Source organism: Comamonas squillarum (assembly GCF_025309455.1).
GTDB lineage: Bacteria > Pseudomonadota > Gammaproteobacteria > Burkholderiales > Burkholderiaceae_C > Comamonas > Comamonas squillarum.
This window is the reverse complement of the sequence record NZ_CP104377.1, coordinates 4,094,931-4,119,687: the sequence shown is the minus strand read 5'-3', so window position 1 is coordinate 4,119,687 and position 24,757 is coordinate 4,094,931. Positions and strand designations below refer to the sequence as shown.

The following is a 24,757-nucleotide window of genomic DNA, read 5'->3' as shown; positions in this document are numbered from 1 at the left end:
ATGCCTACCAGCGCCGAACGCCTTGCCCAAAGCCTGCAGACCCTGACCGCGCTGGGCGACGAGGCGCAGCGCATCTTCACCCAGCTCTACCCCGAGTCCGCCCAGGAAGCGGCGCAGGCCGCAGACCAGCGCGCCGCGCGCGGCCTGTCGCTGGGCCCGCTGGACGGCAAGCTCGTGTCCATCAAGGACCTGCTCGATGTCGCAGGCCAGGTGACCACCGCCGGCGCCGCCATGCGCCGCCGCAGCGCCCCGGCCGCGCAGGATGCGCCGGTGGTGCGGCGCCTGCGCGCCGCAGGTGCAGTGATCGTGGGCAAAACCAATATGACGGAGTTTGCGTTCTCGGGCGTGGGCATCAATCCCCATTTCGGCACGCCGGGCAATGCCGCCGACGCGCTGCACATCCCCGGCGGTTCGTCCTCCGGTGCCGGGGTCAGCGTGGGCCGGGGACTGGTCGATATCGCCATTGGCTCGGACACCGGCGGCTCGGTGCGCATTCCGGCCGCCTTCAATGGGGTCACCGGCTTCAAGCCCACGCAGGCGCGGGTCTCGCGTGACGGGGCATTTGCGCTGTCCTACACGCTCGATGCGCTGGGCCCGCTGGCCCGCACGGTGGCCGATTGCGCGGCCGCCGACGCCACCATGGCCGGCGCCACCCCCCAGCCGCTGCCCCAGCGCAGCCTGCGAGGCCTGCGCATTGGCCTGCCCCAGGGCCTGCCCTGGACCGACTGCAGCGACGAGGTGCTGGCCCAGACCGACAATGCCATCGCTGTGCTGCAGGCGCAGGGCGCCGCCTTCCGCAAGCTGCCCTGGCAAGATTTGATGGCCGCCCCTGCACAGCTGCAAAGCGAAGGCACCCTCATTGCGGCCGAGGCCGCCGCCATCCACCAGCAGGCGCTGGTGAGCGCGCGCGATGCCTTTGACCCGCGCGTGCTCTCACGCATGGACAAGGGCCGAGCCTTGAGCGCGCCCTACTACATCCAGCTGCTGCAACAGCGCCAGCAATGGATGGCGCAGATGGATGCCGCCATGCAGGAGGTGGACCTGCTGCTGCTGCCCACCATCGCCATCACCGCACCGCGCATTGCGCCGCTGCTGGACGACGACAGCGCCTTCTTCGCGGCCAATGCGCTGATTTTGCGCAACACCTCGATCTTCAATTTCTACGACCTGCCGGCCATCTCGCTGCCGCTGCCCCGCTCTGCGCGCAGCCTGCCGGTCGGCCTGATGCTGGTGGGCGCGCGCATGCAGGATGCCCACTTGCTGGCCCTGGCCGCCGCTGCCGAGCAGGCGCTGGCGCAGTAAGGCCGCAGCATGGGACGCGCAAGCCTGCAATGGACCGATGAGATGCTGGCCGCGCTAGGGACGGACAAGGATGCGGTACTGGCCGAGCGCTGGGGCACCAGCGCCAAAACCGTGAACCTCAAGCGCAACAGCCTGGGCATTGCCGCCTTTGGCCATGTGGCATGGACGCCGGAGATGCTGGCCGCGCTGGGCCAGGAAAGCGATGCCAGCCTGGCCACGCAATGGGGCATCAGCAAGGCCAGCGTCGTGGCCAAGCGTGGATCCCTAGGCATTGCCCCGCTGGACAGCAGCCGGGGCAAGCACAGCCAGCACAGCTGGCAGCCCAACGAAGTGATGCTGCTGGGCACCGCATCCGATGCCGATGTGGCCACGCAGCTGGGTCTGACGGTGGCGGCGGTACGCAATGCCCGCATGGCCCGAGGTATCGCACCGGCCCGCCCCCAAAAACCACCCATCGCAAAAAGCTAACCCCTCCAAGGCCCGTGAAGGCCACAGAGGGGTTCATGCAGCGCTGCAAACCCAAGGCTTGCGGCGGCGGATCAGTGCTTAAAACTCTTCGTTTTCGCCCAGGTAACGCCACTGCCCCACGGGCAGATTGCCCAGCACCACCTTGCCAATGCGGATGCGCTTCAAGCCCACGACAAACAGGCCCACGGCCTCGCACATGCGGCGGATCTGGCGCTTCTTGCCCTCGCGCAGCACAAAGCGCAGCTGCTCGGGGTTCTGCCATTCCACACCCGCGGGCAGCAAGGCCTCACCGTCCAGCGACAGGCCGTGGCGCAGCAGCGCGAGCTTGTCGTCGGGGAAATGCCGCTGCACATCCTGGTCCACCGCACCATAGGTCACGCGCACCAGGTATTCCTTCTCGACCTCGGAGTCCTCGCCAATCAGGTGCTTGGCAATGCGGCCGTCCTGGGTCAGCACCAAGAGGCCGACCGAATCGATATCCAGGCGGCCGCAAGGGGCCAGGCCCTTGAGCTGGCTGAAGTTGAAACGGGTCTTGCTGTGGTCCTCGCGCCAGTGGTTGGGCGGATTGAGCAGCACCATCGCCGGCTCATGGCCATCTTCGGCCTGGCCGCTGACATAGCCCATGGGCTTGTTGATCAGGATCGTCACCTGCTGGGCCTGCAAGTCCTGCGCCTCGCGCTGGATCTCGATCTTGTCGGTCAACTCGACCATCTGGCCCATCGTCGCGATGTCGCCATTGACCAGCACCCAGCCATTCTCGATCCAGGCATCGCCCTCGCGGCGCGAGCATAGACCCAGGTCGGACAGGCGCTTGTTCACGCGCACCTGGCCTTCGGCCTTCAACTGCTCATTCTGGGCCTGGGCCTTGGCGGTCTGCATCGTGCGCTGGGGCGCATCGGCACGCCAGACGTTGGACGGCATCTCGCGGCGCGGGGCATCCCGGCGTGGTGGGCCGTCCCGGTGTGGCGCTTCGTCGCGTGGGCGCTCCGAGCGGAAGCCATCCTGGCGTGGGCCGGCGCCAAAGGAACGGGGTCCGCCCATGCGGGGGCCGTCCGAGCGGGGGCCAAAGCCACGGGGGCCTTCGTTGCGGCGGTCGTCCTGGCGTGGGCCTGCGGGTCGGCGGCCATCCTGCCGCGGGTCGCGCGATCCAGCACCTACGGAGACAAAGTCACCGCGCCCGGCATAGGGGCGCCCGGCATAGGGGCGCCCGGCGTAGGGGCGCCCAGCATCCGGGCGACCTGCATAAGGGCGCGCATCGTCACGGCGGCCACCGTCAGCGCGGTCGCCAAAACGACGGTCCTGGCCATAGCCACCACCGCGTGCCTCACCACGGCCAAAACCGCCATCGCGGCCCGACCTATCGCGGTCCGGCCAGCTGTCTCTGCTGCCACGCTCACCCCGGTTGTCGCGCGCATCGCGGCTATCACGACCATCACGGCTGTCCCTGCCGCCTCGGTTGTCGCTGAATCGGCTGTCGCCGCCAGGACGGGGCCCTGTGGGGCGCGGGCCACCAGCTGAACGCGGACGGTCCGCACCCGGCCCTCCGTCACGGCCACGCGCAACAGGTGCAGGCGCGGGTTTGCGGGTCAGGGTAAGTTTTTTGCGGCCTTCGCCATCGTCGGCGGCAGGCGTATCAGCAGGAGAGCGGGGATTTGACATAGCCCGCCATTGTCGCGTGTCTTGCCATTCCAAGCTGCGCGCACGGCTATGAAGCCTGTGGACAAGTCTGTGCAGAACTGCCAGCGCGCGGCATTGGCCCCGGCCGGTGCGTTTACAACTTGCACCGGTTTTTACGGAAAACCCCGGCCAGGGGCTCGATCGCCTCCGCCCAGCCCTGCTGGTGTGAACGCCGTAGCCCCAGCCTGCGAGGGCGCAGCCGATATGCATCCGAATGCATACAGATGTGAGCACTGCAAACCAGCCAGAAAAACTTCAATTATTGGGGCGTAGCATGGGCTTATCTATTTTTAGGAGATTCCCATGGCACAAGCACCGTCCTCTCTTTCATCGCAAAAGGCGCTGCGCTGGCTGCCCGCGCTGGCCCTGGTGCTGGGCGCCGCGGCGCTGAGCGGCTGCGACAAGGGCGCCTCGACCGCGCCGATGCCGCGCGCCACCCCGGATAACACCACGCCCGGTGGCTCCATGCCCGCACCGCCACCAGCAGGGGCGACGCCCGAGACGCCAGCGGCCCCGGCCACCAAGCCATAACAGCACTACAAGTCAAAATCCGCCCGCTGCGGTTTGACCAGCCAGCCCTGTCCGCGCAGGGCCTGCAGGTCGAGCACACGCAGGCCACCGTATTCGATGCGGATAAAGCCCTGGTGCTGCAAGGCGGCAAGGGCTTCGTTCACCCGCTGGCGCGACAGGCCCACCAGGTAGGCGAGTTCTTGCTGGGTGATGCGCAGCACGTCGCTCACCCCCGGGCAGAGCACGGGATTGAACAGCGCAGCCAGTGTGCGCGCCACCCGCTCCTCGGGGCGGTTCAAGCGGTCGATCTCGCGGGCGCTGATGAACTGCGCCAGCCGCTCGTTGAGCTGGTGCATCACAAAGCGGTTAAATCCCAGCGAATGGTCCAGCAGCCAATGGAAGGCATCGACCGGAATGCCGCAGACGGAGCTTTTGCGCAGCGCCTGGATGTCATAGCGGTAGATCTCGCGCTTGAGCGCCGTGCCCTCGCCAAACCACCCGGTGCGGGGCAGCCCGGCAAAGGTCATCGTGCGGCCCTCGCTGTCTTCGGCGCTCATCTTCAAGAGGCCTTCGATCACGCCAAACCAGTAGGTCACCGGCTTGCCTACGCGGCAGACATACTCGCCCGGCTCGGCCTCGGTCACCATCAGCTGGCGCACCGCGTACTCACGCTCGGCGGGTTGCAGAACGGGAATCCAGGGGATGTCGGCCACTTCCGCAGCATGCGGGGCACGGCGGCGTTGGTAGAGAGAGGCATGCGGGCTCATGGCGGCCAAGAATGCACCAGCTTGATGCGGCTGCAAAGGGGGTGGCTACCAACGCCAGTCCTGCATTTGTCACCTGCGCAGCAAGCCAGCGCTGCGGGCGGTCGCAGCCGTAAGACATCAGAAAAATGCCAGCGCTTGCGCGCGCTGCTGCAAGCTACACTGGCAGCCCTGCTCCATCATCCCCACACCATGAGGTCCCCATGTCCGATCTGAATACCGCCTTTGAAGCCGCCAAGGAAGCCGCCCTGAACATGAGCGAGCGCCCCGACAACCAGACCCTGCTCAAGCTCTATGGCCTGTACAAGCAAGGCGCGCATGGCGACAACAACGAGCCCAAGCCCGGCTTTACCGACTTTGTTGCCTCGGCCAAGTGGAACGCCTGGAACCAGTGCAAGGGCATGGCGCAAGATGATGCGAAGCAGCAGTACATCGACATGATCCAAGAGCTGCTCTAAGAGGGACTAACACGACCCTTGATACTTCGTTGCCGAGCCTTGCCGTACTAAAGTACTGTCTGCGGCTTGGCGCCTTGTCGGGGGCGCCTAGTCTCAACCGCAAACCTTCGGATTGCTGGGCCGTCTTAGTCCCTACGGAAAATGCTCAGAGTTTTTGGCGAAAGAACGCCAGCACCTCGGCCGCCCAGCGCGGTTGAAAAGCGCGGCGGTCAAAGCCTGCCGGGTCGCTGCAGATCTGCGGCGCGGCAGCCGCCAGCTGCGCACTGCAGGGCGCCAAAAACGCAAAGTGCGCGGCACCTGCCACCACATGCAGGGGCGGCTTGTCAGCCTTGCCGGCAGGCAGCAGCGCGGCCAGCGCCTGCACCGAGCCCGCAGGCACCCCGTCCCCACCTTGTTCTGAAGCCCACAGCTGCAGCGGCAGCTTCAGCTTTTTCAAACCACTGCTGGCACCAAAGGCCGCCAGCGGATCGGCCAGCACCATGGCTTTGATGCGTGGCTCCGGCTGGGGCTTCAGCGCAGGGATCTGTCCTTGCGCGATCGCCTGGCACAGGGGCGATGGCGGCTCGGGGCAATGGCCCGCCAACTGCGCAAAATCCGGCCTAGCACCGGCGAGCACCAGGCCGGTATAGGCCCCGCGTGAAAAGCCCAAAAAGCCGATGCGCTGCGCATCCAGCACGGCGCGCCAGCGGCTGTCTGCCAGCACGCCATCGATCGCGCGGCGCACATCGGCGGGCCGGGCCTCCAGCGCCGCAAAACTGCCGCCTTGCGCCAGGTTCAGCGCAGAGTCCAGGCTGTGGTTCAGGCTCAGCACGGCGATGCCGCCATCGGCCAAAGCGGCGGCCATGTTCCAGTGGCTGAGCGCACTGCCGCCATAGCCATGCGAGATAACCACCCAGGGCAGCTTGCCGCTGGCAGCCACCGGGCAATCTTCGGTGGCCATCACCTCAAAAGGCCCGCGTTTCAACAACGCCGGCGGCTGGGCGCAAGGCGTCCAGAGCAAGGCCTGCAGCGGCGGCTCGCCCGCGACCGTGAACCGGTGCAGGCCCGCGCCTTGCGCCAGCATGGCGATGCTGGCCAACAGTGCCGCCAACAGCGCAGATCGACAACGCTTCATCCACTTCCTTCCTGTCTCCAGCCCAAGCGCTGGAATATTTGCCAGCCGCAGGAAAGTACTTACAGCGTTTTCCCGCAGATTGTCGTCATAAAGACAAAACAACGTCAAAGCTGAACCTACATTCGGTTTCAACAGGACGCAAGGCATGGCACTTGCGATCTACAAAAAACGGCATAGGAGACAACCATGTCAACGACATTTCCCAAGCTATTGCTGCAGCACGCGGCCCAGCGGCCCGAGGCCGCCGCATTGCGTGAAAAGGAATACGGCATTTGGCAAAGCTATAGCTGGTCCGAGCTGGCCGTGATGGTGGCCAAAATAGCAGCTGGTCTGTCGCAAGCGGGCCTGGCGCGCGGCGAGCACCTGGTGCTGATGGGCGCCAACCGCCCGCGCCTGTATGCTAGCATGCTGGCGGCCCAGTCGATTGGCGCCATTCCTGTGCCGCTGTACCAGGATGCGGTGGCGGCCGAATGCGTTTTCCCGCTCAACAATGCCGAGGTGCGCTTTTGCCTGGTCGAAGACCAGGAGCAGGTCGACAAGCTGCTGGAGCTGCGCGAGCAATGCCCGCAGATCAGCCATCTCTACTACGACGACCCGCGCGGCCTGCGCAACTACGAAGAGCCCGGCCTGGCCTCGCTCGACAGCCTGATCGCCAGCGGCGAGACCTTTGTGGCGGCCAACCCCGGCTGGTTCCAGCAGCAGGTCGAGGCCACCCACAACGGCGATGTGGCGGCGATGTTCTTCACCTCGGGCACCACCGGCAACCCCAAGGGCGTGGTGCACACCCACCGCTCGCTGCTGGAGAGCGCCTCGGCCGGCGCCGAGTTTGAAAAGCTCGGCCATGGCGAGGAAGTGCTGGCCTACCTGCCCCCGGCCTGGATCGGCCAGAACATCTTCAGCTACTCGCAATGGCTGGCCTGCGGCTATGTGGTGAACTGCCCCGAATCCAATGCCACCGTGCAGATCGACCTCAAGGAAGTCGGCCCCACCTACTACTTTGCGCCGCCGCGCGTGTTCGAAGGCATTCTGACCAGCGTGATGATCCGCATGGAAGACGCCGGCCTCATCAAGCGCAAGATGTTTCAGCACTTCATGGCGGTGGCCAAGCGCGTGGGCCCGGCGCTGCGCGACGGCCAACCGGTGAGCCTGCTCGACAAGATCAGCTACAAGTTGGGCGACCTGATGGTGTTTGGCCCGCTGCGCAACAACATGGGCTTTAGCCGCGTGCGCGTGGCCTATACGGCCGGTGAAGCGATTGGCCCCGACCTGTTCAGCTTTTTCCGCTCCATCGGCATCAACTTGAAGCAGCTCTACGGCTCGACCGAGACCGCCGTGTTCGTCTGCATCCAGCCGGACAACCAGGTGTTTGCCGATACCGTGGGCAACCCGATTCGCGGCGTCGAGATCAAGATGGCCGACAACGGCGAGATCCTGGTCAAGTCGCCGGGCTTGCTCAAAGAGTACTACAAGAACCCCAAGGCAACGGCCGAGGTGCTGAGCGAAGACGGCTGGTACCACACCAGCGATGCCGGCTTTCTGGACAAGAGCGGCCAGCTCAAGATCATCGACCGCGTCAAGGATGTCGGGCGCCTCAAAGGCGGCAGCAACGACGGCGCGATGTTTGCCCCCAAGTATGTCGAGAACAAGCTCAAGTTCTTCCCCTTCATCAAGGAGGCTGTGGCCCTGGGTGATGGGCGCGAGAAGGTCTGCGCGATGATCAATATCGACTTCGAGGCCGTGGGCAACTGGGCCGAACGCCAGAACCTGCCCTACGCCGGCTACACCGACCTGGCGCAGAAGCCGCAGGTCTACACGCTGATCCAGAACTGTGTCGAGAAGGTCAATGCCGACCTGGCCACTGATGCGATGCTGGCGGGCAGCCAGGTGACGCGCTTTTTGATTCTGCACAAGGAGCTCGATGCCGACGACGGCGAGCTGACCCGTACCAACAAGGTCCGCCGTGGCTTTATCGCCGACAAGTACGGCGTGCTCGTCGATGCGCTCTACGCGGGGCGCAGCGAGCAGTTCATCGAGACCCAGGTGAAGTTCGAGGACGGCCGCAGCGGCAGCGTCAGCGCCACCTTGAAGATCGCCGACAGCAAGACCTTCGCGCCGCTGAAGTCGGTTGCCTGAGCGCCCAGCCAAGAGAAAGCCACCCATGAGCAAAAAAATCGGTGACGTCATTCTTGACATCAAGAACATCAGCCTGCGCTTTGGCGGCGTCAAGGCGCTGACGGATATCTCCTTCAACGTCAAGGAGCATGAGATCCGCTCCATCATCGGCCCCAACGGCGCCGGCAAGAGCTCCATGCTCAACTGCATCAACGGCGTCTACACGCCTTCGGAAGGCGCGATCAGCTTTCGCGGCCAGACCTTTGCGCACATGAACAGCCGCCAGGTCGCCGAGATGGGCGTGGCCCGCACCTTCCAGAACCTGGCGCTGTTCAAGGGCATGAGCGTGATCGACAACATCATGACCGGCCGCAACCTGCAGATCAAAAGCAACCTGCTGCTGCAGGCGCTGCGCCTGGGCCCGGCCCAGCGCGAGGAGATCCAGCAGCGCGAGTTTGTCGAGCACATCATCGACTTTCTGGAGATCCAGGCCTTTCGCAAGACACCCGTGGGCCAGCTGCCCTACGGCCTGCAAAAGCGGGTCGACCTGGGCCGCGCGCTGGCGATGGAGCCCAAGGTGCTGCTGCTCGACGAGCCGATGGCCGGCATGAACGTCGAGGAAAAGCAGGACATGTGCCGCTTCATCCTCGATGTGAACGACGAGTTCGGCACCACCATCGTGCTGATCGAGCACGACATGGGCGTGGTGATGGATATCTCCGACCGGGTGGTGGTGCTGGATTACGGCAAGAAGATCGGCGACGGCACACCCGAAGAAGTCCGCAATAACGAAGATGTGATCCGCGCCTATCTGGGCGCAGGCCACTGAGAACACACCCCAGGGGACCGCAATGGCATTTTTTCTTGAAACTTTGTTTGGTGGCCTGATGGTGGGCATGCTCTACGCGCTCATCGCGCTGGGCTTTGTGCTGATCTTCAAGGCCTCAGGCGTCTTCAACTTCGCCATGGGGGCAATGGTGCTGTTTGCCGCGCTGGCGATGGCACGCTTTTCCGAATGGATTCCAAAATGGCTGGGCATGGAGCCCGGCGTGCTCAGCATCGCGCTGGCGCTTGTTGTGGCGATGGTCATCATGGTCGGCGTGGCCTGGGCGATCGAGCGCTTTGCGCTGCGCTACCTCGTCAACCAGGAGCCCATCGCGCTGCTGATGGCCACGCTGGGCATTGCCTACTTCCTCGACGGCCTGGGCCCGATGATCTTTGGCTCGGCCGTCTACAGCATCAATGTGGGCATGCCCAAGGACCCCATGTTCGTCCTGGAAAACATGTTCCAGGGCGGCGTGCTGATCAGCCAGGAAGACCTGTATGCCGCCGGCATTGCCGCCGTGCTGGTGCTGGTGCTGAGCGTCTTCTTCCAAAAGACCAAGACCGGCCGGGCGCTGCGCGCCGTGGCCGACGACCACCAGGCGGCCCAGTCCATCGGCATTCCACTCTCGCGCATCTGGGTCATCGTCTGGTCGGTGGCCGGCTGCGTGGCGCTGGTGGTGGGCATCATCTGGGGCTCCAAGCTGGGCGTGCAGTATTCGCTGTCGCTGGTGGCGCTCAAAGCCTTGCCAGTCGTGATTCTGGGCGGCCTCACCTCGGTGCCTGGCGCCATCGTCGGCGGCCTGATCATCGGCGTGGGCGAGAAGCTCTCCGAGGTCTACCTGGGCCCCTATGTGGGCGGCGGTATCGAGACCTGGTTTGCCTACGGCCTGGCGCTGTGCTTCCTGCTGTTTCGCCCTCAAGGTCTCTTCGGGGACAAAATTATTGATCGTGTATGAAATACATCTACAAGAATTTTGCGAAATCGGCACCGCATTCGCTGTGCGAATGCGGTGGCTGCAGCAAGCTGCTGCAGCAGGCAGCCGCAGGCTGCGCCCATGTGTACAAAATTATCGACCGCGTGTAATTGGAGAACTGACCTATGTTTTATCGTGAAAATGGCCAGTTCAAGACCAGCTACGCGGCCGACCAGCAGATCTTCCCGGTGCTGCAGGACAAGTGGGCCATGCTGGCCTTCCTGCTGGTGGCCTTTGTGCTGGTGCCCTTTGGCTTCAGCGACTACACCTTCAAGGCAGTGCTGATCCCCTTTCTGATCATGTCGCTGGGCGCCATCGGGCTCAACATCCTGGTGGGCTACTGCGGGCAGATCTCACTGGGTACTGGCGCCTTCATGGCAGCTGGCGCCTATGCGGCCTACAACTTTCATGTGCGCTTTGAAGGCATGCCGCTGATCCTGTCGCTGATCGGTGGCGGCCTGGTGTCCATGCTGGTTGGCGTGCTGTTTGGCCTGCCCAGCCTGCGCATTCGCGGTCTGTACCTCGCGGTGGCCACCCTGGCGGCCCAGTTCTTCATGGACTGGCTCACCAGCCGCGCCGCCTGGGTCAGCAACTACTCCTCGTCCGGCTCGGTCAGCGCCGGCAAGCTGTCAGTGTTCGGCATGCCGATCGAGACGCCGGTGCAGAAGTACCTGTTCTGCCTGGTCATCCTCTGCGTGCTGGGCCTGATGGCCAAGAACCTGGTGCGCAGCGCCGTGGGCCGCGAGTGGATGGCCATGCGCGACATGGATGTGGCCGCCAGCGTGATCGGCATCCGCCCCATGTATGCCAAGCTCTCGGCCTTCGCGGTCAGCAGCTTCATCGTCGGCATTGCCGGCGCGCTCTGGGGCTTTGTGCACCTGGGCGCATGGGAGCCTGCGGCCTTCAGCCTGGACCGGTCCTTCCAGCTGCTGTTCATGATCATCATCGGCGGCCTGGGCTCCATCGTGGGCAGCATCTTTGGCGCGGCCTTCTTTGTGCTGCTGCCGATCTTTCTGACCCAGGTGCCGCATTGGCTGGGGCTGCCGATCTCGACGGCGACCGCCACCTACCTGGAACATATGGTGTTTGGCGCGCTGATCGTGTTTTTCCTGATTGTCGAACCCCATGGATTGGCCAAGCTGTGGGCCACGGCCCGCCAGAAGCTGCGTCTGTGGCCGTTCCCGCATTGAGTGTTTTTTACCGAGAGCAACGCAGAGTGTTCGCAAGTGGGGGTCACCCGCCCCAACAACCCTAAGGAGATAGAACCATGTCTTTCAAGAAAGCTGTGATCGCCGCTGCTACGGCAGCCCTGGGTATGGGGGCCATGATGGCTGCCCCGGCCGCGCAAGCCCAGGAGCAATTCGTTCCGCTGCTGGTCTACCGCACCGGCCAGTTCGCGCCGCTGGGCATCCCATGGGGTGACGGCAAGCAGGACTACCTCAAGCTCGTCAATGCCAAGGGCGGCATCAACGGCGTGAAGATCAAGTTCGAAGAGTGCGAAACCGCCTACGACACCGCCAAGGGCGTGGAATGCTATGAGCGCCTCAAGGGCCGCGACGGCGGCGCTTCCGGCTTTGACACGCAATCGACCGGCATCACCTTTGCCGTGACCGACAAGGCCGCGGGCGACAAGATGCCCGTCATCACCCCCGGCTATGGCCTGTCGCAATCGGCCGATGGCAAGGTGTTCGAGTGGAACTTCCCGCTGCTGGGCAACTACTGGACCGCTGCCGATTCCATCGTGCAGGACATCCTGAAGAAGGAAAAGGGCAGCCTCAAGGGCAAGAAGATCGCGCTGGTCTACCACGACTCGCCTTATGGCAAGGAACCCATCCCGCTGCTGCAAAAGCGTGCGGCCAAGGAAGGCTTTGACCTGATGCTGCTGCCCGTCACTGCCCCCGGCGTGGAGCAGAAATCCACCTGGCTGCAGATCCGCCAGAACCGCCCCGACTATGTGCTGCTGTGGTCGGCCGGCGTGATGACGCCGACTGCCGTGCGCGAAGCCCAGGCCACCGGCTACCCACGCGAGAAGATGTACGCCATCTGGTGGGGCGGCTCCGACCATGATGTCAAGGACATCGGTGCCGGCGCCAAGGGCTACAACACCGTCACCATCCACAACACCGCCGAGCGCGACAAGGTGCATGACGACGTGAAGGCCTCGCTGTACGACAAGGGCCAGGGCACCGCGTCCGATCCCAAGGAGCTGGGCCAGCTGGCACACACGCGCGGCATGGTGATCGCGATGCTGCAGGTCGAAGCCATCCGCACTGCGCAAGAGAAGTACGGCAAGGGCAAGGTCATGACCTCCGAGCAGGTGCGCTGGGGCCTGGAGAACATGAACATGACCCAGGAGCGCCTGAACGAGCTGGGCTTTGGCAAGATCATCCGCCCCTTCAAGACCAGCTGTGACAACCACCTGGGCGCCGACTGGGCCCGTATCGCCACCTGGGACGGCAGCAAGTTCAACGTCACCTCGGACTGGTACCAATCGGACAAGACCTTGATCGACCCGCTGGTCAAGGAATACGCCGACAAGTACGCCAAGGAAAAGAACGTGACGCCGCGTTCCTGCAGCTAAGGCTGCGTGGTCCCTGGGCCTGGTGGCCCGGGGCCTCTCGTGGCTGGCCCCTGGCGCGCTTCCCTTGCGGAAGGCGCCCGCTCCCCCGGGGCCGCCCGCCATCCATTTTGTTGAGAGATCAGGTGACGGCATGACCGATTCCCCGCAAACAGCTTCCACCCCATCCGCAGCAGCGCCGCTTTTGGTCGTCAACGGCATCGAGGTGATCTACAACCATGTGATCCTGGTGCTCAAAGGCGTCTCGCTGTCGGTGCCGCGCGAATCGATCGTGGCCATCCTGGGCGGCAATGGCGCCGGCAAGACCACCACCTTGCGCGCCATCTCCAACCTGCTCAAGGGCGAGCGCGGCGAGGTCACCAAGGGCAGCATCGAGCTCGAAGGCGAACGCATCGAGGCGCTGACCCCGTCGGACCTGGTCAAGCGCGGCGTCGTGCAGGTGATGGAGGGGCGCCACTGCTTTGCCCACCTGACCATCGAAGAGAACCTGCTGACCGGCAGCTACACCCGCACCAGCAAGGGCGAGATTGCCGCCAACCTGGACAAGGTCTACAACTATTTCCCCCGCCTCAAGACGCGCCGAACCAGCCAGGCGGCCTACACCTCGGGCGGCGAGCAGCAGATGTGCGCCATTGGCCGCGCGCTGATGAGCAACCCGCGTCTGGTGCTGCTCGATGAGCCCTCGATGGGCCTGGCGCCGCAGATCGTTGAAGAAGTCTTCAACATCGTGCAGGACCTGAACCAGAAGGAAAAGGTCACCTTCGTGCTGGCCGAGCAGAACACCAACATGGCGCTGAAGTACGCCGACTACGGCTACATCATGGAGAGCGGCCGCATCATGATGGACGGCGCCGCCAAGGACCTCGCCAACAACGAGGACGTCAAGGAGTTCTACCTGGGCATGGGAGGCGGCGAGCGCAAGAGCTTCAAGGACGTCAAGAGCTACAAGCGCAGAAAACGCTGGCTGGCCTAAGCCCCTGCAACGATCCGATTACCGCGCCGGCCGATGCCCAGATGCCGGCGTCTGCGGCAGATTCGCCCCAAAAAAATACCGATTACCCGTCCCGGAGAAACCGCATGAGCCCGCACTACGACGATCTGGAGTCCCGCGCCCCCGCTGCCCGCGAAGCCGATCTGATGGCCCGCCTGCCCGCCCAGATTCGGCACGCCCAGCAACACTCCCCCGCCTTTGCCAGCATCCTGCAAGGCGTCGATGCCGCCAGCATCAACAGCCGCGCCGCGCTGGCGCAGCTGCCCGTCACCCGCAAGCATGAGCTGCTCGAGCGCCAGAAGGCCGAGCGCGCCCAGCACCCGGGCCGCGCCATCTTTGGCGGCTTCAACACCGCGCCGTTTGGCAGCGCCATGCCGCGCATGTTTGCCAGCCCCGGCCCCATCTATGAACCCGAAGGCCAGCGCAGTGACTACTGGCGCATGGCCCGCGCCATCTATGCGGCCGGCTTTCGTGCCGGCGAGCTGGTGCACAACAGCTTCAGCTACCACTTTGTGCCCGCCGGCTCGATGATGGAATCGGGCGCCCAGGCCTTGGGCGCCACCGTCTTCCCCGCCGGCACCGGCCAGACCGAGCAGCAGGTGCAGGCCATGGCCGATCTGCACCCCCATGGCTACATCGGCACGCCCAGCTTTTTGAAGATCATCCTGGAAAAAGCCGAGGCCCAGGGCCAGCGCATTGCCTCGCTGACCAAGGCCCTGGTCTCCGGCGAAGCCTGCCCACCCTCGCTGCGCGACTGGTTCAGCGCCCGTGGTGTGGCCGCCTACCAGTGCTATGCCACCGCCGACCTGGGCCTGATCGCCTACGAGACCGAGGCCCGTGAAGGCCTGGTACTGGACGAGAACGTGATTGTCGAGATCGTGCGCCCCGGCACCGGCGACCCGGTGGCCGAAGGCGAGGTCGGCGAGCTGGTCGTCACCACGCTCAACACCGACTACCCGCTGATCCGCTTTGGCACCGGCGACCTCTCGGCCATCCTCCCCGGCCAATGCCCCAGCGGCCGCACCAACACCCGCATCAAGGGCTGGATGGGCCGCGCCGACCAAACCACCAAGGTGCGCGGCATGTTTGTACACCCCGGCCAGATCGCCGAGGTCGTCAAGCGCTTCCCCCAGGTGCAAAAGGCCCGTCTGGTCGTCAGCGGCGCCATGGCCCAGGACCAGATGAGCCTGCAGGTGGAAACCACCGAGCTGGGCGCGGGCCTGGCCGAACAGATTGCCGACGCCGTGCGCGAAGTCACCAAGCTGCGCGCCGATATCGCGCTGCTGCGCCCGGGCGAGTTGCCCAATGATGGCAAGGTGATTGAGGATGCGCGGAGTTATGACTGAGTGGGCTGTCAGGCATTGGGTGGGGGAGCAGAAGCCATTGAGGTGACTGCCTCTCGCCCCATTCGATGCTTTGTTTGATTTATTAACCGCAATATATGCGGTGAATAGCACTTTTAATCGCCGCATGGACTGCCTGGGAGGCCGCTGCTGTCCTGATTCGCGCCTAGACATCACGCTACGCTAGGCATGCGCCAGACTCGCAACCCATGGCGCGACAATGCCCCAACCGATCAAAATGTCGTGTTCGTTGCAGCAGGGCAAATAGCGCGTTTCGTCATCGCACACCTAGAAGTCCAGTGCCACTGCCAAATTGCTGCCGCATTCGGCAGGAACATGATGCAGCGCGCGGGGCCAACATACTGAGAAATGAGCTCTCAGCCATCGGCTCGAGGACACCCCCTCAGGCGCGGAACGGCTATCCCAAGGTGGGGGATGCTCCGCATCAACACCAAGCCGCTCTCGCAATTGCGCAACGACGGTCGCCCGCTTGACCAAGCTCAAAGCCGCTATCTGGATGTCTGCGCTTCTGGCGGCCACAGAAACAGAGTCGGTGTTTAAGCAGTTCTCAGTCGTGCAGTGCGCTCCAAACGCTGCTTGCGCCTATGCGTCTTCCCTACGATCTGCTTGCAACCTGCCATGCCGAAGCAGACGTGATGTGATACCACCACGAGTTCGCTCATGTGCCTTTGCCAGCGCTGACACATCCGATCCCGCATCAAAAGCTGAAAGCAGTTGCTCATCCTCTTCCGGCGACCAGGACTGCCCAGCCTTGCTTGCGCCCTCCATCTTGGGCCGCAACGGCTTTTCAACGGTCTTGTCCAGCGCCATGACCGCCATATTCAGCGCCCGAATGACATCGGGGCTATGAACGGGGTTGTCCTCAGGCAGCAGATGCCCAGTTTTGGGGTCCAATCCTTGCGCCAACAACCCGAGCACATGTTTTGCATCAGCCAATGTCATTTTTCCTCCTCGCCGTCGGAGAGACCACACAGACGGCCAAACTCTATTTATGAAACTAACAAAATCGATGCCCAGAGCCGTATGTGCCAATACCGTTTTGCCCGCTATCTCAAACGACCGGATTCAAGCAGATAGCCCACAAAGCCATCGTGCAGACTTTCACCTAAGTTATTGCCGTCCTCATCCACTAGATGCACGCGGCCCTTCTCAGCCAAGGCAGTTCCTCCATCGATGGAAGTCAAAATGGAGACAGCAAAACCTCTCAGACACTCTGCAAATACCTTTTTGACATCGTCCCCATCGACTCCTGCTGCGGCAAGAGCTCGTTGCAGATTTTGGTAGGGCTCTTGCTCCTCCACCCATACCAAGTCAGTTTCAGGTTTCGTCAAGGCATCTCCCGCTGCCTTGACCCAAGAGTCCATTGATACCGCTATGTCCTCAAAAAAATCTGATTCGTGCATACTTCCATCAAACAAATGACAAGTGCCATGATTTTAAACATGAAGACTGAATTCAATACTTCTGCAATTCACTAACAAGCGCCATATTAAAATCATCTACACTTGGAGTCATCCCTTTACCCTCAGGCTTGAAAAAAACCCCAGGCAATACCCCATCTTTTTTTAGTTTAGGGAATAAATCATCCATCAACTCTGCAAGCGTAATAAGACGTGGCTCATAACCCTCCCATTCACAGACTGCACATAACTGCGCATAGTCTTTGGCTGGCCAAAGTGGAAATACCGTAACACCATCATTTGTAGCGGCAAGAGCCCATCCACCTTGATAAAGACCCCAGACTTCTTGCCTATCGGCAACAACTTTGACAAAGTGATCAAAACGCTTCTTATCAGGCAGCGCGAGAACAGACTCGAGCTGCTTGAATATTATTGTCATGGTCTTGGATATGCTTTAGCTATCCAAGACCATGTACCGGCTTGCAATTTGACCACAGACATAAAGCGCAATGTGTCCTGCATTTTTCACATTATCAAAGTCATCCAAAAATGCGGCCAATTCAATTGAAAAAAAATAGTTTACATCCCAACGCTTCTCGCCTTCCTCAGTCAGAGGCAGATTGTGGATCAAATTTAAAATCCTCCCAGCACTTATGTATTCCGAGCCTTTAATTTGATCTATCGCTTCCTTTACACAGTGCACCAAGATGTGCTTAGTACTTGAAACATTTATCAAATCAACTGCCGCAATCACATTTTCCAGACAAGGCAAAATATGCTCATTAGTACGTCCTGCCATCAAAATATTTCGACTTGAAATTATTTCTGCTTTAATCGAACCAACCGTAGTCATCAGTAACCTCCGGGTGTAAAATCCAAATCTGCTGGAGTTTTATATGCCCCATGCGGCAGTTCTACACGAGTAATCGGAACATCAATAATACCAGCTCGGGGGGCAGCTAAAGCACGATGATGTCCATCAAGGATATACAATCTACCTTCGTGAGAAGTAACTGTCAAAGGTTCGAGGATTCCCTCCGCTCTTATCCTCTTTGTCAACCTATCAAATTCTTTACCGCCCATAGTTTTACCATGAGTCGCAATCAAAGTCCCGACTTTTGCGGTTTCCTGCACCACGCTTTTTACTGCTGTAGCGCCTGCCAAAACGGCGCCCCCCGCCAAAGCCGCACCACCTAACGCATCCCCTGCCGCAATCTCACCAGCTACGATGCCAACCCTTGAGGCATTCACAGTTGCAGTGACGGCAAACCTCAAAGCTACTGTTCTAGCAGCATGCGCCGTTGCAGTCAGCGCAAAGGGGATTAGAAAGGCAATGCGCCCATCTGGATCTAGATATTTAGTGGGATTATTGTTCCCATACGCATAACGGTTGAAGCTGTGCAGATTCCCATCTTGGTAATCAACCGGGTCTATGCCAAGAAACCGCCCAATCCCAGGATCGTAGTAGCGCGCTCCAAAATACTGCATGGTGGTGTCGGCATCTTGCTCCTTGCCGTGAAACCACTGGGTCTGCGCTTCGCTCTCCGGCTGCCACTCCGTCTTTTGGCCGTAGGCGAAATATGATTCCTTCCAGAGCACATTGCCGGCAGCATCGGTTGCGGCAAGCGGGCTGCCGCTGATGTCACTATGGATGTAGGTGACGGTCTCCTTGGCGGTGGCCAATCCCCCTGTGGCTAAAAGCATGCTGCTAATGGCGACGGTTAACATCGCTCTCAACCACACACTAGGTTTGCGCCGTGTGGTCCTTGTCTGCCAGAAGGTGGAGATCAACCGGAGGAATAAACCGAACGGGGACGATTGCTTCAAGTGCTGTTCCATGGTTCTCCTCCATTCAGTTGTCTTGCGTGCAAAGCACTTGGTTGTCGTCTGTCAGCTGCCGCGCCTCTTCTTGGGTGACGGCTCTGGTGGTGCAGGTCTCAGGGGTACTTACCGTGCTACCGACCAGTTTTGGGATGCCCTGGAGCTTGCGGGCCTCATATTTCAGCTGCCCTGCGTTGACTGCGGTTTTGGCTGTCTCCATGCCACGCGGTGTTGCCCATACCGGCAAGGGAATCGATTCAGGAGTCGCCTTCAGATCGCTGGTTTGCAAAGGAGCAGAGGGCTTGTTGTCTGGTAGCTCGATCGTTATGCCGCTGCCAGCAGGAACTACCACGGCCTGGGCGTGGACAGCACCAGCAAACAGGCTCAAGGACAGCAACAAGACCAGGTTTCCAAAGCGTGTGTAGGTGGGAGAGCACATAGGCCGCGATGTATGCGAGTTATTCATGGCGTAGATCCTTGGTGGTTTAGTTCAACTCGATGCTGCGTTCCGCCACTTGGCGCCGCCCCAGATAGATAAGCTCTTTGCGCAGACTCGAATCCATGGTCTGCATGAGCAGGCCTTGCGAGTCATGCAAATACTGGGTGGTGCCCTGCGCAGCTACAGTCTGAGCCCGCATGTTGGAGCCGTCGTAGTCATGCAGCTTTTGCACTGCGGTCCCACAATCGGTGCAGCGCAGGTTGTTGGCACGATCGTGACCAAAGGTGTTGTATCCGTTGGCACTCACATTACCCGCCTGGTCGTATTCAAAGCTTCGAGAGAAACCACCTGCTACCCCTGTGAGCAGTCCTGTTGCAGTGTCGTAGGTGTAGGTGTTGAGACCCGTAGGTGTACGCAAATACGTTAGATTGCCGGTCCTGTCGTACCCGTACTGACGGTTAACTGTGGTCGTTGCCTCCGTGATAAGGCGGTCCAGCTTGTCGTATGCGAATGCCCTTGCGTACACGCCATCGGCCAGTTCGTTGATGTTGACCATGTTCCCTACGGGATCATAGACATAGGTGCTATTCACAAATCGGCTGGAGCCTTGGCCATATGTCAAATCTGAGGGCCACTGCCGGCTATTGATGCCCATAGTGGAGACCACGCCATTGGCATAGCTGATTTGGCTGGGCATTCCATTCGGGTGGTAGTCCACACTATGTATATAAGGCAGTACTGCACGTGCTCGCCCAAATGCATCAGGCTCGTAGCTGACCTGATTGCCTGATGGGTAGGTGATAGACGCCAGCGCTTCATTGCTGTCGTAGGCATAACCCAATGTTTGGGTGCTTGCACCGACGCTCAGGCTTTCTTTGGTGATCTTGTTGTTTTCGTCATAGCTGAAGCTGCGCGAAATATCGCCGCTTAGTGAGACAACCAGATTGCCGTTGGCATCATAGGTATTCTTCACTGCAGGGGCATTTGGCACCGCCGCATCTTCCGAGCTGGGATAGCTGATATCTGTCAGCCGATTGCGACTGTCGTAAGCGTATATGGTTGCTGGGCCTGCTCCGATCCTCTGGCTTATCAGGTTCCCAATAGCATCCCTCTCAAAAGTTGTTGTGCCTATTTCAGGATCAGTTTTTGAAGTCAGGAAATATCGAATGTCATAACCATAGCCGCGGGTTTTCCCATCCATGCTCACCGTCGTTAGCTGCCCAAGAATATTCCTGGTCTGGCGCACATCGGCAAGCGCGAACAAACTTCCATTTACCGTTTCACCTGACGCGAGCCTAACTCGTTCACGCTTATCAGGATCAGAGTAAGCCCTGTAATAGTCGATCGATGCACGCCCCGTGGAATCTTGGTTCACCACATATAGATTGCCATAGCTGGTGTAGTTGATATGTTGGGCATTTGTCGTGCCTACCGGATTACCATTGAGAGTAGCGACAACCCTGCTTAACCCATCGTAGACATAGCCCGTCCCCATCGTACTGTTGGGATAGGATTGATGGATGAGCTCACCCATCACGTTGTGACTGTAGTTAACCCAGACAGGTACCTGTCCTGGAGCACTTGCCTCCCGACGGAGGGTACGACCGAACCCATCGAAGGAGGTGGCCTCAGTCATATCACCTCTTTCCACAACACGGGTATTTGGAGTCCAAGCCACGGATATTACTGCCCCACTTGGCTTTGCAACCGAAGTGACACGATTCAGCAAATCGTGTGTGAACCTTGTGATATTTCCACGGGCATCTGTTTCAGCAATTACATTACCAGCATCATTGACAGATCTACCGACAGTGGAGCCATCAGCATATGTTTCTTTTCTGGGAATACCCCGGTGATAATCAGAAAAGCTTTCTACCTGCCCTAGCGCATTAACCTTAGTCGCGATATCGCCTGTTGGATGGTATGTTGCTGAGCTCACGACCCCAGCGATACTCTCCAACACCACATTCCCATTCGCATCAAACTGGCGTTTGGTTTCATGCTGCTCCCCCTCACTGACCACAACAGCACTTGCAACGCGATTTATTATCCACTTATCCGTATCAACATGGTGTTTCAGTGCGGTTTCTCGGATATAAGTCCGGTCTGCGACATTTGTCGCCATCTCTACCACCTTACGCGCATTTCCATAACCATCGAAATCAGAATTCGTTAGCGTAAAGCGCTCACCAATACGATTGTAGTTCTCAATCCGGGGAACGCGCGCAACCGGATTGAAGCTGTTGCTTGTATAGTTTTGGGCTACAACATCTATTTGACTAGAAATTATAAAGTCCTGATAGGCCAGTAATACGTTTTCATGGTCACTGGTACGCCCAAGGTAGATACCAACAGATGTGGGAGCCTGACGTACAGAGTGGTAGCCTGCATGATAATGTTCTACAACTTTTCCAGCTGGATCTGTAATCTGGGTAATATTAACCTGACTTCTGTCATCCGGAGGCATGCTGTACGAATGTGTTATTGAGTTGCCAACACGACTCACGGGCAGCTCGTTAGTAGCGACTCCATAAACGTAATTCCAATTTCCGGACTGACTCTCTTCTGGGCCAGCATTGGCAGTTTTCCCTACCACTACAGTGCTTTGGCGACTACGCGGTGTCCCAGCCAAGAAGTCAACATGACCGTAGCGATAGTCAATAGTCCCACCACTCGGATAACCCACCTTGCTGAGTGATCCCACACCAGGAGTGGCTTCATAGCTGTAATTCCAGGAATGACCATCTGGTCTTTTTACGGCTGTTAAGTAATTGCGAGACCCTGCGCCTGGAGTGACGGTGTATTCCCACTCACGCGAGTTGCCCGCATCAACCACCTTTGAAAGCTTGGAATCGACATAATTAAAATCCAAGCCACGCCCGTCACTTGTTGCGACCTTGGTCATTGCCATGACGCCATTGTCCAGAAATTGATAACTGATGTTGAACCAGTTGCCATTTCTATCGGTGATTCTTTCAGGATAGTAAGCCGTTTGCTTGCTGCTCACTGCCCCAAATGAATTCCCTTTTTTAGTCATCCGAAAGCTATGACCATCAGGAGACTGGACAATAAAAACGCCCTCAATACACTTGGCACGCCAAAAATCTTTGGTCATCCAAGTTAAATCGCCATCAAACGCTTGCTCGTAGAATATTTGCCGGCTTCCATCTGACTTTTCGAATACGGGATTGGCCGAAGCGACTGTCCATGAAGAAGAACACAAAGCTTTATTGGACCCTCGCAGCACGCGCCCCATATGCATGGTCCATCCCAGCCCAACAGGGCTGTATTCAAAGTCAGCCCATGTGGAAGTAGTGGCGAAGGGATCATCGATACTATTATAGCTACGTTGGATGGCAAGATCCATTCCACCATTTCCAGGAATTACCAAGTCGGTAACTGTATAACTTAATTTCCCGGTAAAAGTACTTATCATCTCATTGGGAGAGTGCGATACAGACCCACCTAATGATGCAGCTTTTTCTTCGAAAAAATCAGGAATACTAGGAAGGCTTGATTCGTCCGATTGGGCATAGGCGCCCTGAACAACCATTAATGCTGCAGCATAAATGACTGAGTGACCAACTTTTTTTTGGCGATACCCAGGTGTTTTTTTAATTATCCTTTGAGAGCCCCGATCAAATATCCCTGACATAGTTTCTCCTCTTGAGGCAGCCAAGACCATAACCACTCCCACTCGCTTGGGAGTGGGATATACGGTTGGCGCACTCGTGTTTGGTGTAAAGAAGCAGTTCGATTTTTGCCAAAAACTATCAGTCTCTAGCAATCGTTAACCACTATTTACTTAGGAGAAGTGTCAGATTGATGTCCGTCTACGAGACAGCTATGGACTTAAGTTGCAAGCGGGAGTGCGCTCCCACGCGACACGCATCGAAGTAAACGCAAACAAACATTTCTTGAATTTTCATTTATTTCACCGCACGAATGAATTAGAAAAACTGCAACTCAATGCAAATTTAGGTGCCACATCAATTAATCAAAATAATATAGAATTTTTTTATCCAACTTGATAACTTCATATTGACAATAAGTCATCTTGCTCACCACGCAATGCGCCCCGCAGCGCCCTGTGACAGCAACCATATTGCGCAATATTCAATATAGTTATTCAGATAAACTATCAGAATAAAGTTACAAATTGGTTTGCAGCTGTAAGTGCATTGCTAAGTGGCATTGGGCACCTCAGTAGCTCAGTTCTGCCTCCAGAAAAAATGGGTTACAAAAAACTTGATTCGTTGATGTATCGCTCCGCGTATATCGCCCCCTGTTTGCGATTAGCCCAGTAAAAGTGTTCAATGGCTGATCATCCAATGCCGGTTCCCCACCTGGCTTTTGAGCTCCGGCTGCGCCGCAGCCGCAGCGCTACTGCCTTTAGCGCCCCCCACTGCAACAACCACACCCACTGGGATGCCGCGGCCGCCCATAGTTGCCCGCAGCAGGGTCGTTGTCACGCGACATGCGCGGCGCATCGCGGCCGCGTTCGTTGACCTCGGCGGTGCGACGCTGCTGCGGCGATGTGCAGGCCAGGCGCGGGGCCTGGGTGATGACGCGCTCGGCGGCGGCGCCGCAGTGCGGGCAGGCGCAGGCTAGGTTGCGGTCAGACAGGCGACGCAGCTAGTCGAACTCACCGCATTGCTGGCAGGCATAGTCATAGGTGGGCATAGATGGGTCTCTCCTGCAGATAAAAGCGGGCTGGCGCTGCGGCGCGGGCAATCGCCAGCTGCTGCTGCCCGCCCGAGAGACTGCCGCCCTTGCGTCGGCGCATGTCCCACAGCACCGGGAGCAGCGTGATGGCGCTACACCGCGCTCAGCAAATAGCTTGTGCTACGCCCACCAGCCGCCTCTTTGTCCAATACCCCCAGCGCCAACAGCTCGTTGATATCCCGCAGTGCCGTGTCGCTGGAACACTTGGCAATGGCCGCCCATTTTCCGGTGGTGAGCTTTCCGTCAAAGCCATCGAGCAAGCGGTTCAGCACCTTGATATGGCGCTCATTCATCGGCGTCATCGCCCAATGGCGCCAAAACTGCGCCTTGTACAGGACGACCTCCAAGCCCTCGTTCGCTTGCAGGACCGCCTGGTGTAAGGTCTGCAAAAACCACAGCAGCCATGGCGTCACATCCATGCCGCCTTTTTGCGTGCGCTCCAACACCTCGTAATAGGCCTTGCGCTCCCGCTGTATCTGGGCAGACAGGCTGTAAAAGCGTTGCGCACTGCCATCCGCACGCGCCAACAGCAGATCACCAATGGCCCGCGCCATACGACCATTGCCGTCATCAAATGGGTGGATGGTCACAAACCACAGATGGCCCAAACCGGATTTGAGCAATGCCGGAAGGGTGGAAGGCGCCGGGTCATTGATCCAGGCCAGCAGCTTGGCCATCTCCGCTGGTACTTGGGGCGCCGGAGGCGCTTCGTAATGCACTTTCTGGCGGCCGATCGGGCCGGATACTACCTGCATAGGGCCCGCTGCGTCATCGCGCCACGTGCCCACCGCTATCTTGCTCATGCCCGAATAGCCGGTCGGGAACAAGGCGGCATGCCAGCCATAGATGCGCTGCTCGGTGACGGCTTGCTGGTGGTTTGCCGTCGCGTCGAGCACCATCTCCACCACCCCTTCCACATGGCGGTCTACCGGTGCAAGCGCCCCAATATCCAGCCCCAACCGCCGGGCGATGGAAGAGCGCACGGATGCCACATTGAGCGACTCCCCTTCGATCTCGGAGGTCTTGAGCACATCCTGCGTCAGCGCAGCCAGGCTCGCCTGGTCCCGCAGGCCCATGCCGACATCCGCCAAGCGGCCCAGCAGCATGCCTTGTGCCTGGCTGACCTGCGCCAGCGGAGCAGCCAGGGCATCGCTATCGAACTGCCACTGAGGCCAGTGCGGGGATTTCCAGATATATTCACCGCTAAACATGCGGTGAATAATAGGCCTAAACGC

General features: G+C 59.7%; 23 protein-coding genes and 1 pseudogene. 12 read left to right on the top strand and 12 right to left on the bottom strand.

Going from position 1 to position 24,757, the window contains the following annotated elements; translation table 11 throughout:
- Together N4T19_RS18800 and N4T19_RS18795 are read left to right on the top strand one after the other, a co-directional pair.
- Positions 1-1,302: an amidase gene (locus N4T19_RS18800; RefSeq protein WP_260718761.1), complete on the top strand. Its 1,302-nt coding sequence runs from the start codon at positions 1-3 to the stop codon at positions 1,300-1,302.
- A gap of 9 nt (positions 1,303-1,311) precedes the next feature.
- Positions 1,312-1,770, top strand: a complete 459-nt coding sequence (locus N4T19_RS18795; protein ID WP_116926189.1) for a hypothetical protein — start codon at positions 1,312-1,314, stop codon at positions 1,768-1,770.
- Positions 1,771-1,848: 78 nt separating this feature from the next.
- Here the strand turns inward: N4T19_RS18795 and N4T19_RS18790 are convergent, their stop codons facing one another.
- Positions 1,849-3,429 carry a pseudouridine synthase gene (locus tag N4T19_RS18790; RefSeq protein WP_260718760.1) on the bottom strand — a complete coding sequence of 527 codons (1,581 nt, stop codon included), beginning with the start codon at positions 3,427-3,429 and terminating at the stop codon, positions 1,849-1,851.
- 321 nt (positions 3,430-3,750) lie between these two features.
- On the opposite strand from N4T19_RS18790, the gene N4T19_RS18785 reads away from it, so the two are divergent.
- A complete protein-coding gene (locus tag N4T19_RS18785) occupies positions 3,751-3,978 on the top strand; it encodes a hypothetical protein (RefSeq protein WP_116926187.1) in 228 nt (75 codons plus the stop codon).
- 5 nt (positions 3,979-3,983) lie between these two features.
- Here N4T19_RS18785 and N4T19_RS18780 read toward each other — a convergent pair whose 3' ends face one another.
- Positions 3,984-4,724: a Crp/Fnr family transcriptional regulator gene (locus N4T19_RS18780; RefSeq protein WP_116926186.1), complete on the bottom strand. Its 741-nt coding sequence runs from the start codon at positions 4,722-4,724 to the stop codon at positions 3,984-3,986.
- A 200-nt stretch (positions 4,725-4,924) separates the two neighbouring features.
- Between N4T19_RS18780 and N4T19_RS18775 the strand changes: the two genes are divergently transcribed.
- Positions 4,925-5,179, top strand: a complete 255-nt coding sequence (locus N4T19_RS18775; RefSeq protein WP_021028674.1) for an acyl-CoA-binding protein — start codon at positions 4,925-4,927, stop codon at positions 5,177-5,179.
- Positions 5,180-5,324: 145 nt separating this feature from the next.
- Here N4T19_RS18775 and N4T19_RS18770 read toward each other — a convergent pair whose 3' ends face one another.
- Positions 5,325-6,293 (bottom strand): alpha/beta hydrolase family protein, encoded by a 969-nt coding sequence (locus tag N4T19_RS18770; RefSeq protein WP_260718759.1) that lies wholly within the window; start codon positions 6,291-6,293, stop codon positions 5,325-5,327.
- Between the two features lie 186 nt (positions 6,294-6,479).
- Here N4T19_RS18770 and N4T19_RS18765 point away from each other — a divergent pair, with 186 nt between their 5' ends.
- The 8 genes from N4T19_RS18765 (at position 6,480) to N4T19_RS18730 (ending at position 15,119) form a co-directional block, all read left to right on the top strand.
- The gene (locus N4T19_RS18765) at positions 6,480-8,426 is read left to right on the top strand and encodes an AMP-dependent synthetase/ligase (RefSeq protein ID WP_116926184.1); all 1,947 of its coding nucleotides are present in this window, start codon (positions 6,480-6,482) and stop codon (positions 8,424-8,426) included.
- Positions 8,427-8,451: 25 nt separating this feature from the next.
- Complete coding sequence (locus tag N4T19_RS18760; protein WP_021028671.1) at positions 8,452-9,234, top strand: ABC transporter ATP-binding protein; 783 nt, start codon at positions 8,452-8,454, stop codon at positions 9,232-9,234.
- Positions 9,235-9,256: 22 nt separating this feature from the next.
- Positions 9,257-10,186, top strand: coding sequence for a branched-chain amino acid ABC transporter permease (locus tag N4T19_RS18755; RefSeq protein WP_021028670.1), 930 nt, complete (start codon positions 9,257-9,259; stop codon positions 10,184-10,186).
- Entirely contained in the window at positions 10,183-10,314 is a 132-nt protein-coding gene (locus tag N4T19_RS18750; RefSeq protein WP_260718758.1) for a hypothetical protein, read from the top strand. Before N4T19_RS18755 ends, N4T19_RS18750 begins: the two co-directional genes overlap by 4 nt.
- 15 nt (positions 10,315-10,329) lie before the next feature.
- Positions 10,330-11,394: a branched-chain amino acid ABC transporter permease gene (locus N4T19_RS18745; protein ID WP_116926183.1), complete on the top strand. Its 1,065-nt coding sequence runs from the start codon at positions 10,330-10,332 to the stop codon at positions 11,392-11,394.
- Between the two features lie 77 nt (positions 11,395-11,471).
- On the top strand, positions 11,472-12,785 hold the full coding sequence (locus N4T19_RS18740) for an ABC transporter substrate-binding protein (protein ID WP_021028667.1): 1,314 nt from the start codon (positions 11,472-11,474) through the stop codon (positions 12,783-12,785).
- Positions 12,786-12,915: 130 nt separating this feature from the next.
- A complete protein-coding gene (locus tag N4T19_RS18735; protein ID WP_021028666.1) occupies positions 12,916-13,755 on the top strand; it encodes an ABC transporter ATP-binding protein in 840 nt (279 codons plus the stop codon).
- A 104-nt stretch (positions 13,756-13,859) separates the two neighbouring features.
- A complete protein-coding gene (locus N4T19_RS18730) occupies positions 13,860-15,119 on the top strand; it encodes a phenylacetate--CoA ligase family protein (protein ID WP_182344804.1) in 1,260 nt (419 codons plus the stop codon).
- A 600-nt stretch (positions 15,120-15,719) separates the two neighbouring features.
- On the opposite strand, the gene N4T19_RS18725 is transcribed toward N4T19_RS18730, so the two are convergent.
- The 9 genes and pseudogenes from N4T19_RS18725 to N4T19_RS18685 form a co-directional block, all read right to left on the bottom strand.
- Positions 15,720-16,079, bottom strand: coding sequence for a hypothetical protein (locus N4T19_RS18725; protein WP_182344803.1), 360 nt, complete (start codon positions 16,077-16,079; stop codon positions 15,720-15,722).
- Between the two features lie 104 nt (positions 16,080-16,183).
- The gene (locus N4T19_RS18720) at positions 16,184-16,540 is read right to left on the bottom strand and encodes a hypothetical protein (protein ID WP_133248154.1); all 357 of its coding nucleotides are present in this window, start codon (positions 16,538-16,540) and stop codon (positions 16,184-16,186) included.
- Positions 16,541-16,592: 52 nt separating this feature from the next.
- Positions 16,593-16,976 carry a DUF2750 domain-containing protein gene (locus N4T19_RS18715; RefSeq protein WP_260718757.1) on the bottom strand — a complete coding sequence of 128 codons (384 nt, stop codon included), beginning with the start codon at positions 16,974-16,976 and terminating at the stop codon, positions 16,593-16,595.
- A 15-nt stretch (positions 16,977-16,991) separates the two neighbouring features.
- Positions 16,992-17,390, bottom strand: a complete 399-nt coding sequence (locus N4T19_RS18710) for a hypothetical protein (RefSeq protein WP_260718756.1) — start codon at positions 17,388-17,390, stop codon at positions 16,992-16,994.
- Positions 17,390-18,376, bottom strand: coding sequence for an RHS repeat-associated core domain-containing protein (locus N4T19_RS18705; RefSeq protein ID WP_260718755.1), 987 nt, complete (start codon positions 18,374-18,376; stop codon positions 17,390-17,392). Before N4T19_RS18705 ends, N4T19_RS18710 begins: the two co-directional genes overlap by 1 nt.
- Positions 18,377-18,389: 13 nt before the next feature.
- Entirely contained in the window at positions 18,390-18,824 is a 435-nt protein-coding gene (locus N4T19_RS18700) for a hypothetical protein (RefSeq protein WP_133248153.1), read from the bottom strand.
- A gap of 19 nt (positions 18,825-18,843) precedes the next feature.
- A complete protein-coding gene (locus N4T19_RS18695; RefSeq protein WP_260718754.1) occupies positions 18,844-22,482 on the bottom strand; it encodes a DUF6531 domain-containing protein in 3,639 nt (1,212 codons plus the stop codon).
- Between the two features lie 1,038 nt (positions 22,483-23,520).
- A pseudogene (locus N4T19_RS18690) lies at positions 23,521-23,604 on the bottom strand (ABC transporter ATP-binding protein); the annotation flags it as partial.
- A 10-nt stretch (positions 23,605-23,614) separates the two neighbouring features.
- On the bottom strand, positions 23,615-24,733 hold the full coding sequence (locus N4T19_RS18685; protein ID WP_260718753.1) for a Fic family protein: 1,119 nt from the start codon (positions 24,731-24,733) through the stop codon (positions 23,615-23,617).
- Between the last annotated feature and the right edge of the window lie 24 nt (positions 24,734-24,757).

Coding starts and splice junctions, on each gene's coding strand:
- N4T19_RS18730 (WP_182344804.1), top strand. CDS start 13,860: ATGAGCCCGCACTACGACGATCTGGAGTCCCGCGCCCCCGCTGCCCGC.
- N4T19_RS18785 (WP_116926187.1), top strand. CDS start 3,751: ATGGCACAAGCACCGTCCTCTCTTTCATCGCAAAAGGCGCTGCGCTGG.
- N4T19_RS18720 (WP_133248154.1), bottom strand. CDS start 16,540: ATGCACGAATCAGATTTTTTTGAGGACATAGCGGTATCAATGGACTCT.
- N4T19_RS18695 (WP_260718754.1), bottom strand. CDS start 22,482: ATGGTCTTGGCTGCCTCAAGAGGAGAAACTATGTCAGGGATATTTGAT.
- N4T19_RS18765 (WP_116926184.1), top strand. CDS start 6,480: ATGTCAACGACATTTCCCAAGCTATTGCTGCAGCACGCGGCCCAGCGG.
- N4T19_RS18760 (WP_021028671.1), top strand. CDS start 8,452: ATGAGCAAAAAAATCGGTGACGTCATTCTTGACATCAAGAACATCAGC.
- N4T19_RS18795 (WP_116926189.1), top strand. CDS start 1,312: ATGGGACGCGCAAGCCTGCAATGGACCGATGAGATGCTGGCCGCGCTA.
- N4T19_RS18780 (WP_116926186.1), bottom strand. CDS start 4,724: ATGAGCCCGCATGCCTCTCTCTACCAACGCCGCCGTGCCCCGCATGCT.
- N4T19_RS18710 (WP_260718756.1), bottom strand. CDS start 17,390: ATGACTACGGTTGGTTCGATTAAAGCAGAAATAATTTCAAGTCGAAAT.
- N4T19_RS18735 (WP_021028666.1), top strand. CDS start 12,916: ATGACCGATTCCCCGCAAACAGCTTCCACCCCATCCGCAGCAGCGCCG.
- N4T19_RS18685 (WP_260718753.1), bottom strand. CDS start 24,733: ATGTTTAGCGGTGAATATATCTGGAAATCCCCGCACTGGCCTCAGTGG.
- N4T19_RS18740 (WP_021028667.1), top strand. CDS start 11,472: ATGTCTTTCAAGAAAGCTGTGATCGCCGCTGCTACGGCAGCCCTGGGT.
- N4T19_RS18790 (WP_260718760.1), bottom strand. CDS start 3,429: ATGTCAAATCCCCGCTCTCCTGCTGATACGCCTGCCGCCGACGATGGC.
- N4T19_RS18715 (WP_260718757.1), bottom strand. CDS start 16,976: ATGACAATAATATTCAAGCAGCTCGAGTCTGTTCTCGCGCTGCCTGAT.
- N4T19_RS18745 (WP_116926183.1), top strand. CDS start 10,330: ATGTTTTATCGTGAAAATGGCCAGTTCAAGACCAGCTACGCGGCCGAC.
- N4T19_RS18770 (WP_260718759.1), bottom strand. CDS start 6,293: ATGAAGCGTTGTCGATCTGCGCTGTTGGCGGCACTGTTGGCCAGCATC.
- N4T19_RS18750 (WP_260718758.1), top strand. CDS start 10,183: ATGAAATACATCTACAAGAATTTTGCGAAATCGGCACCGCATTCGCTG.
- N4T19_RS18725 (WP_182344803.1), bottom strand. CDS start 16,079: ATGACATTGGCTGATGCAAAACATGTGCTCGGGTTGTTGGCGCAAGGA.
- N4T19_RS18700 (WP_133248153.1), bottom strand. CDS start 18,824: ATGAATAACTCGCATACATCGCGGCCTATGTGCTCTCCCACCTACACA.
- N4T19_RS18775 (WP_021028674.1), top strand. CDS start 4,925: ATGTCCGATCTGAATACCGCCTTTGAAGCCGCCAAGGAAGCCGCCCTG.
- N4T19_RS18800 (WP_260718761.1), top strand. CDS start 1: ATGCCTACCAGCGCCGAACGCCTTGCCCAAAGCCTGCAGACCCTGACC.
- N4T19_RS18755 (WP_021028670.1), top strand. CDS start 9,257: ATGGCATTTTTTCTTGAAACTTTGTTTGGTGGCCTGATGGTGGGCATG.
- N4T19_RS18705 (WP_260718755.1), bottom strand. CDS start 18,376: ATGGAACAGCACTTGAAGCAATCGTCCCCGTTCGGTTTATTCCTCCGG.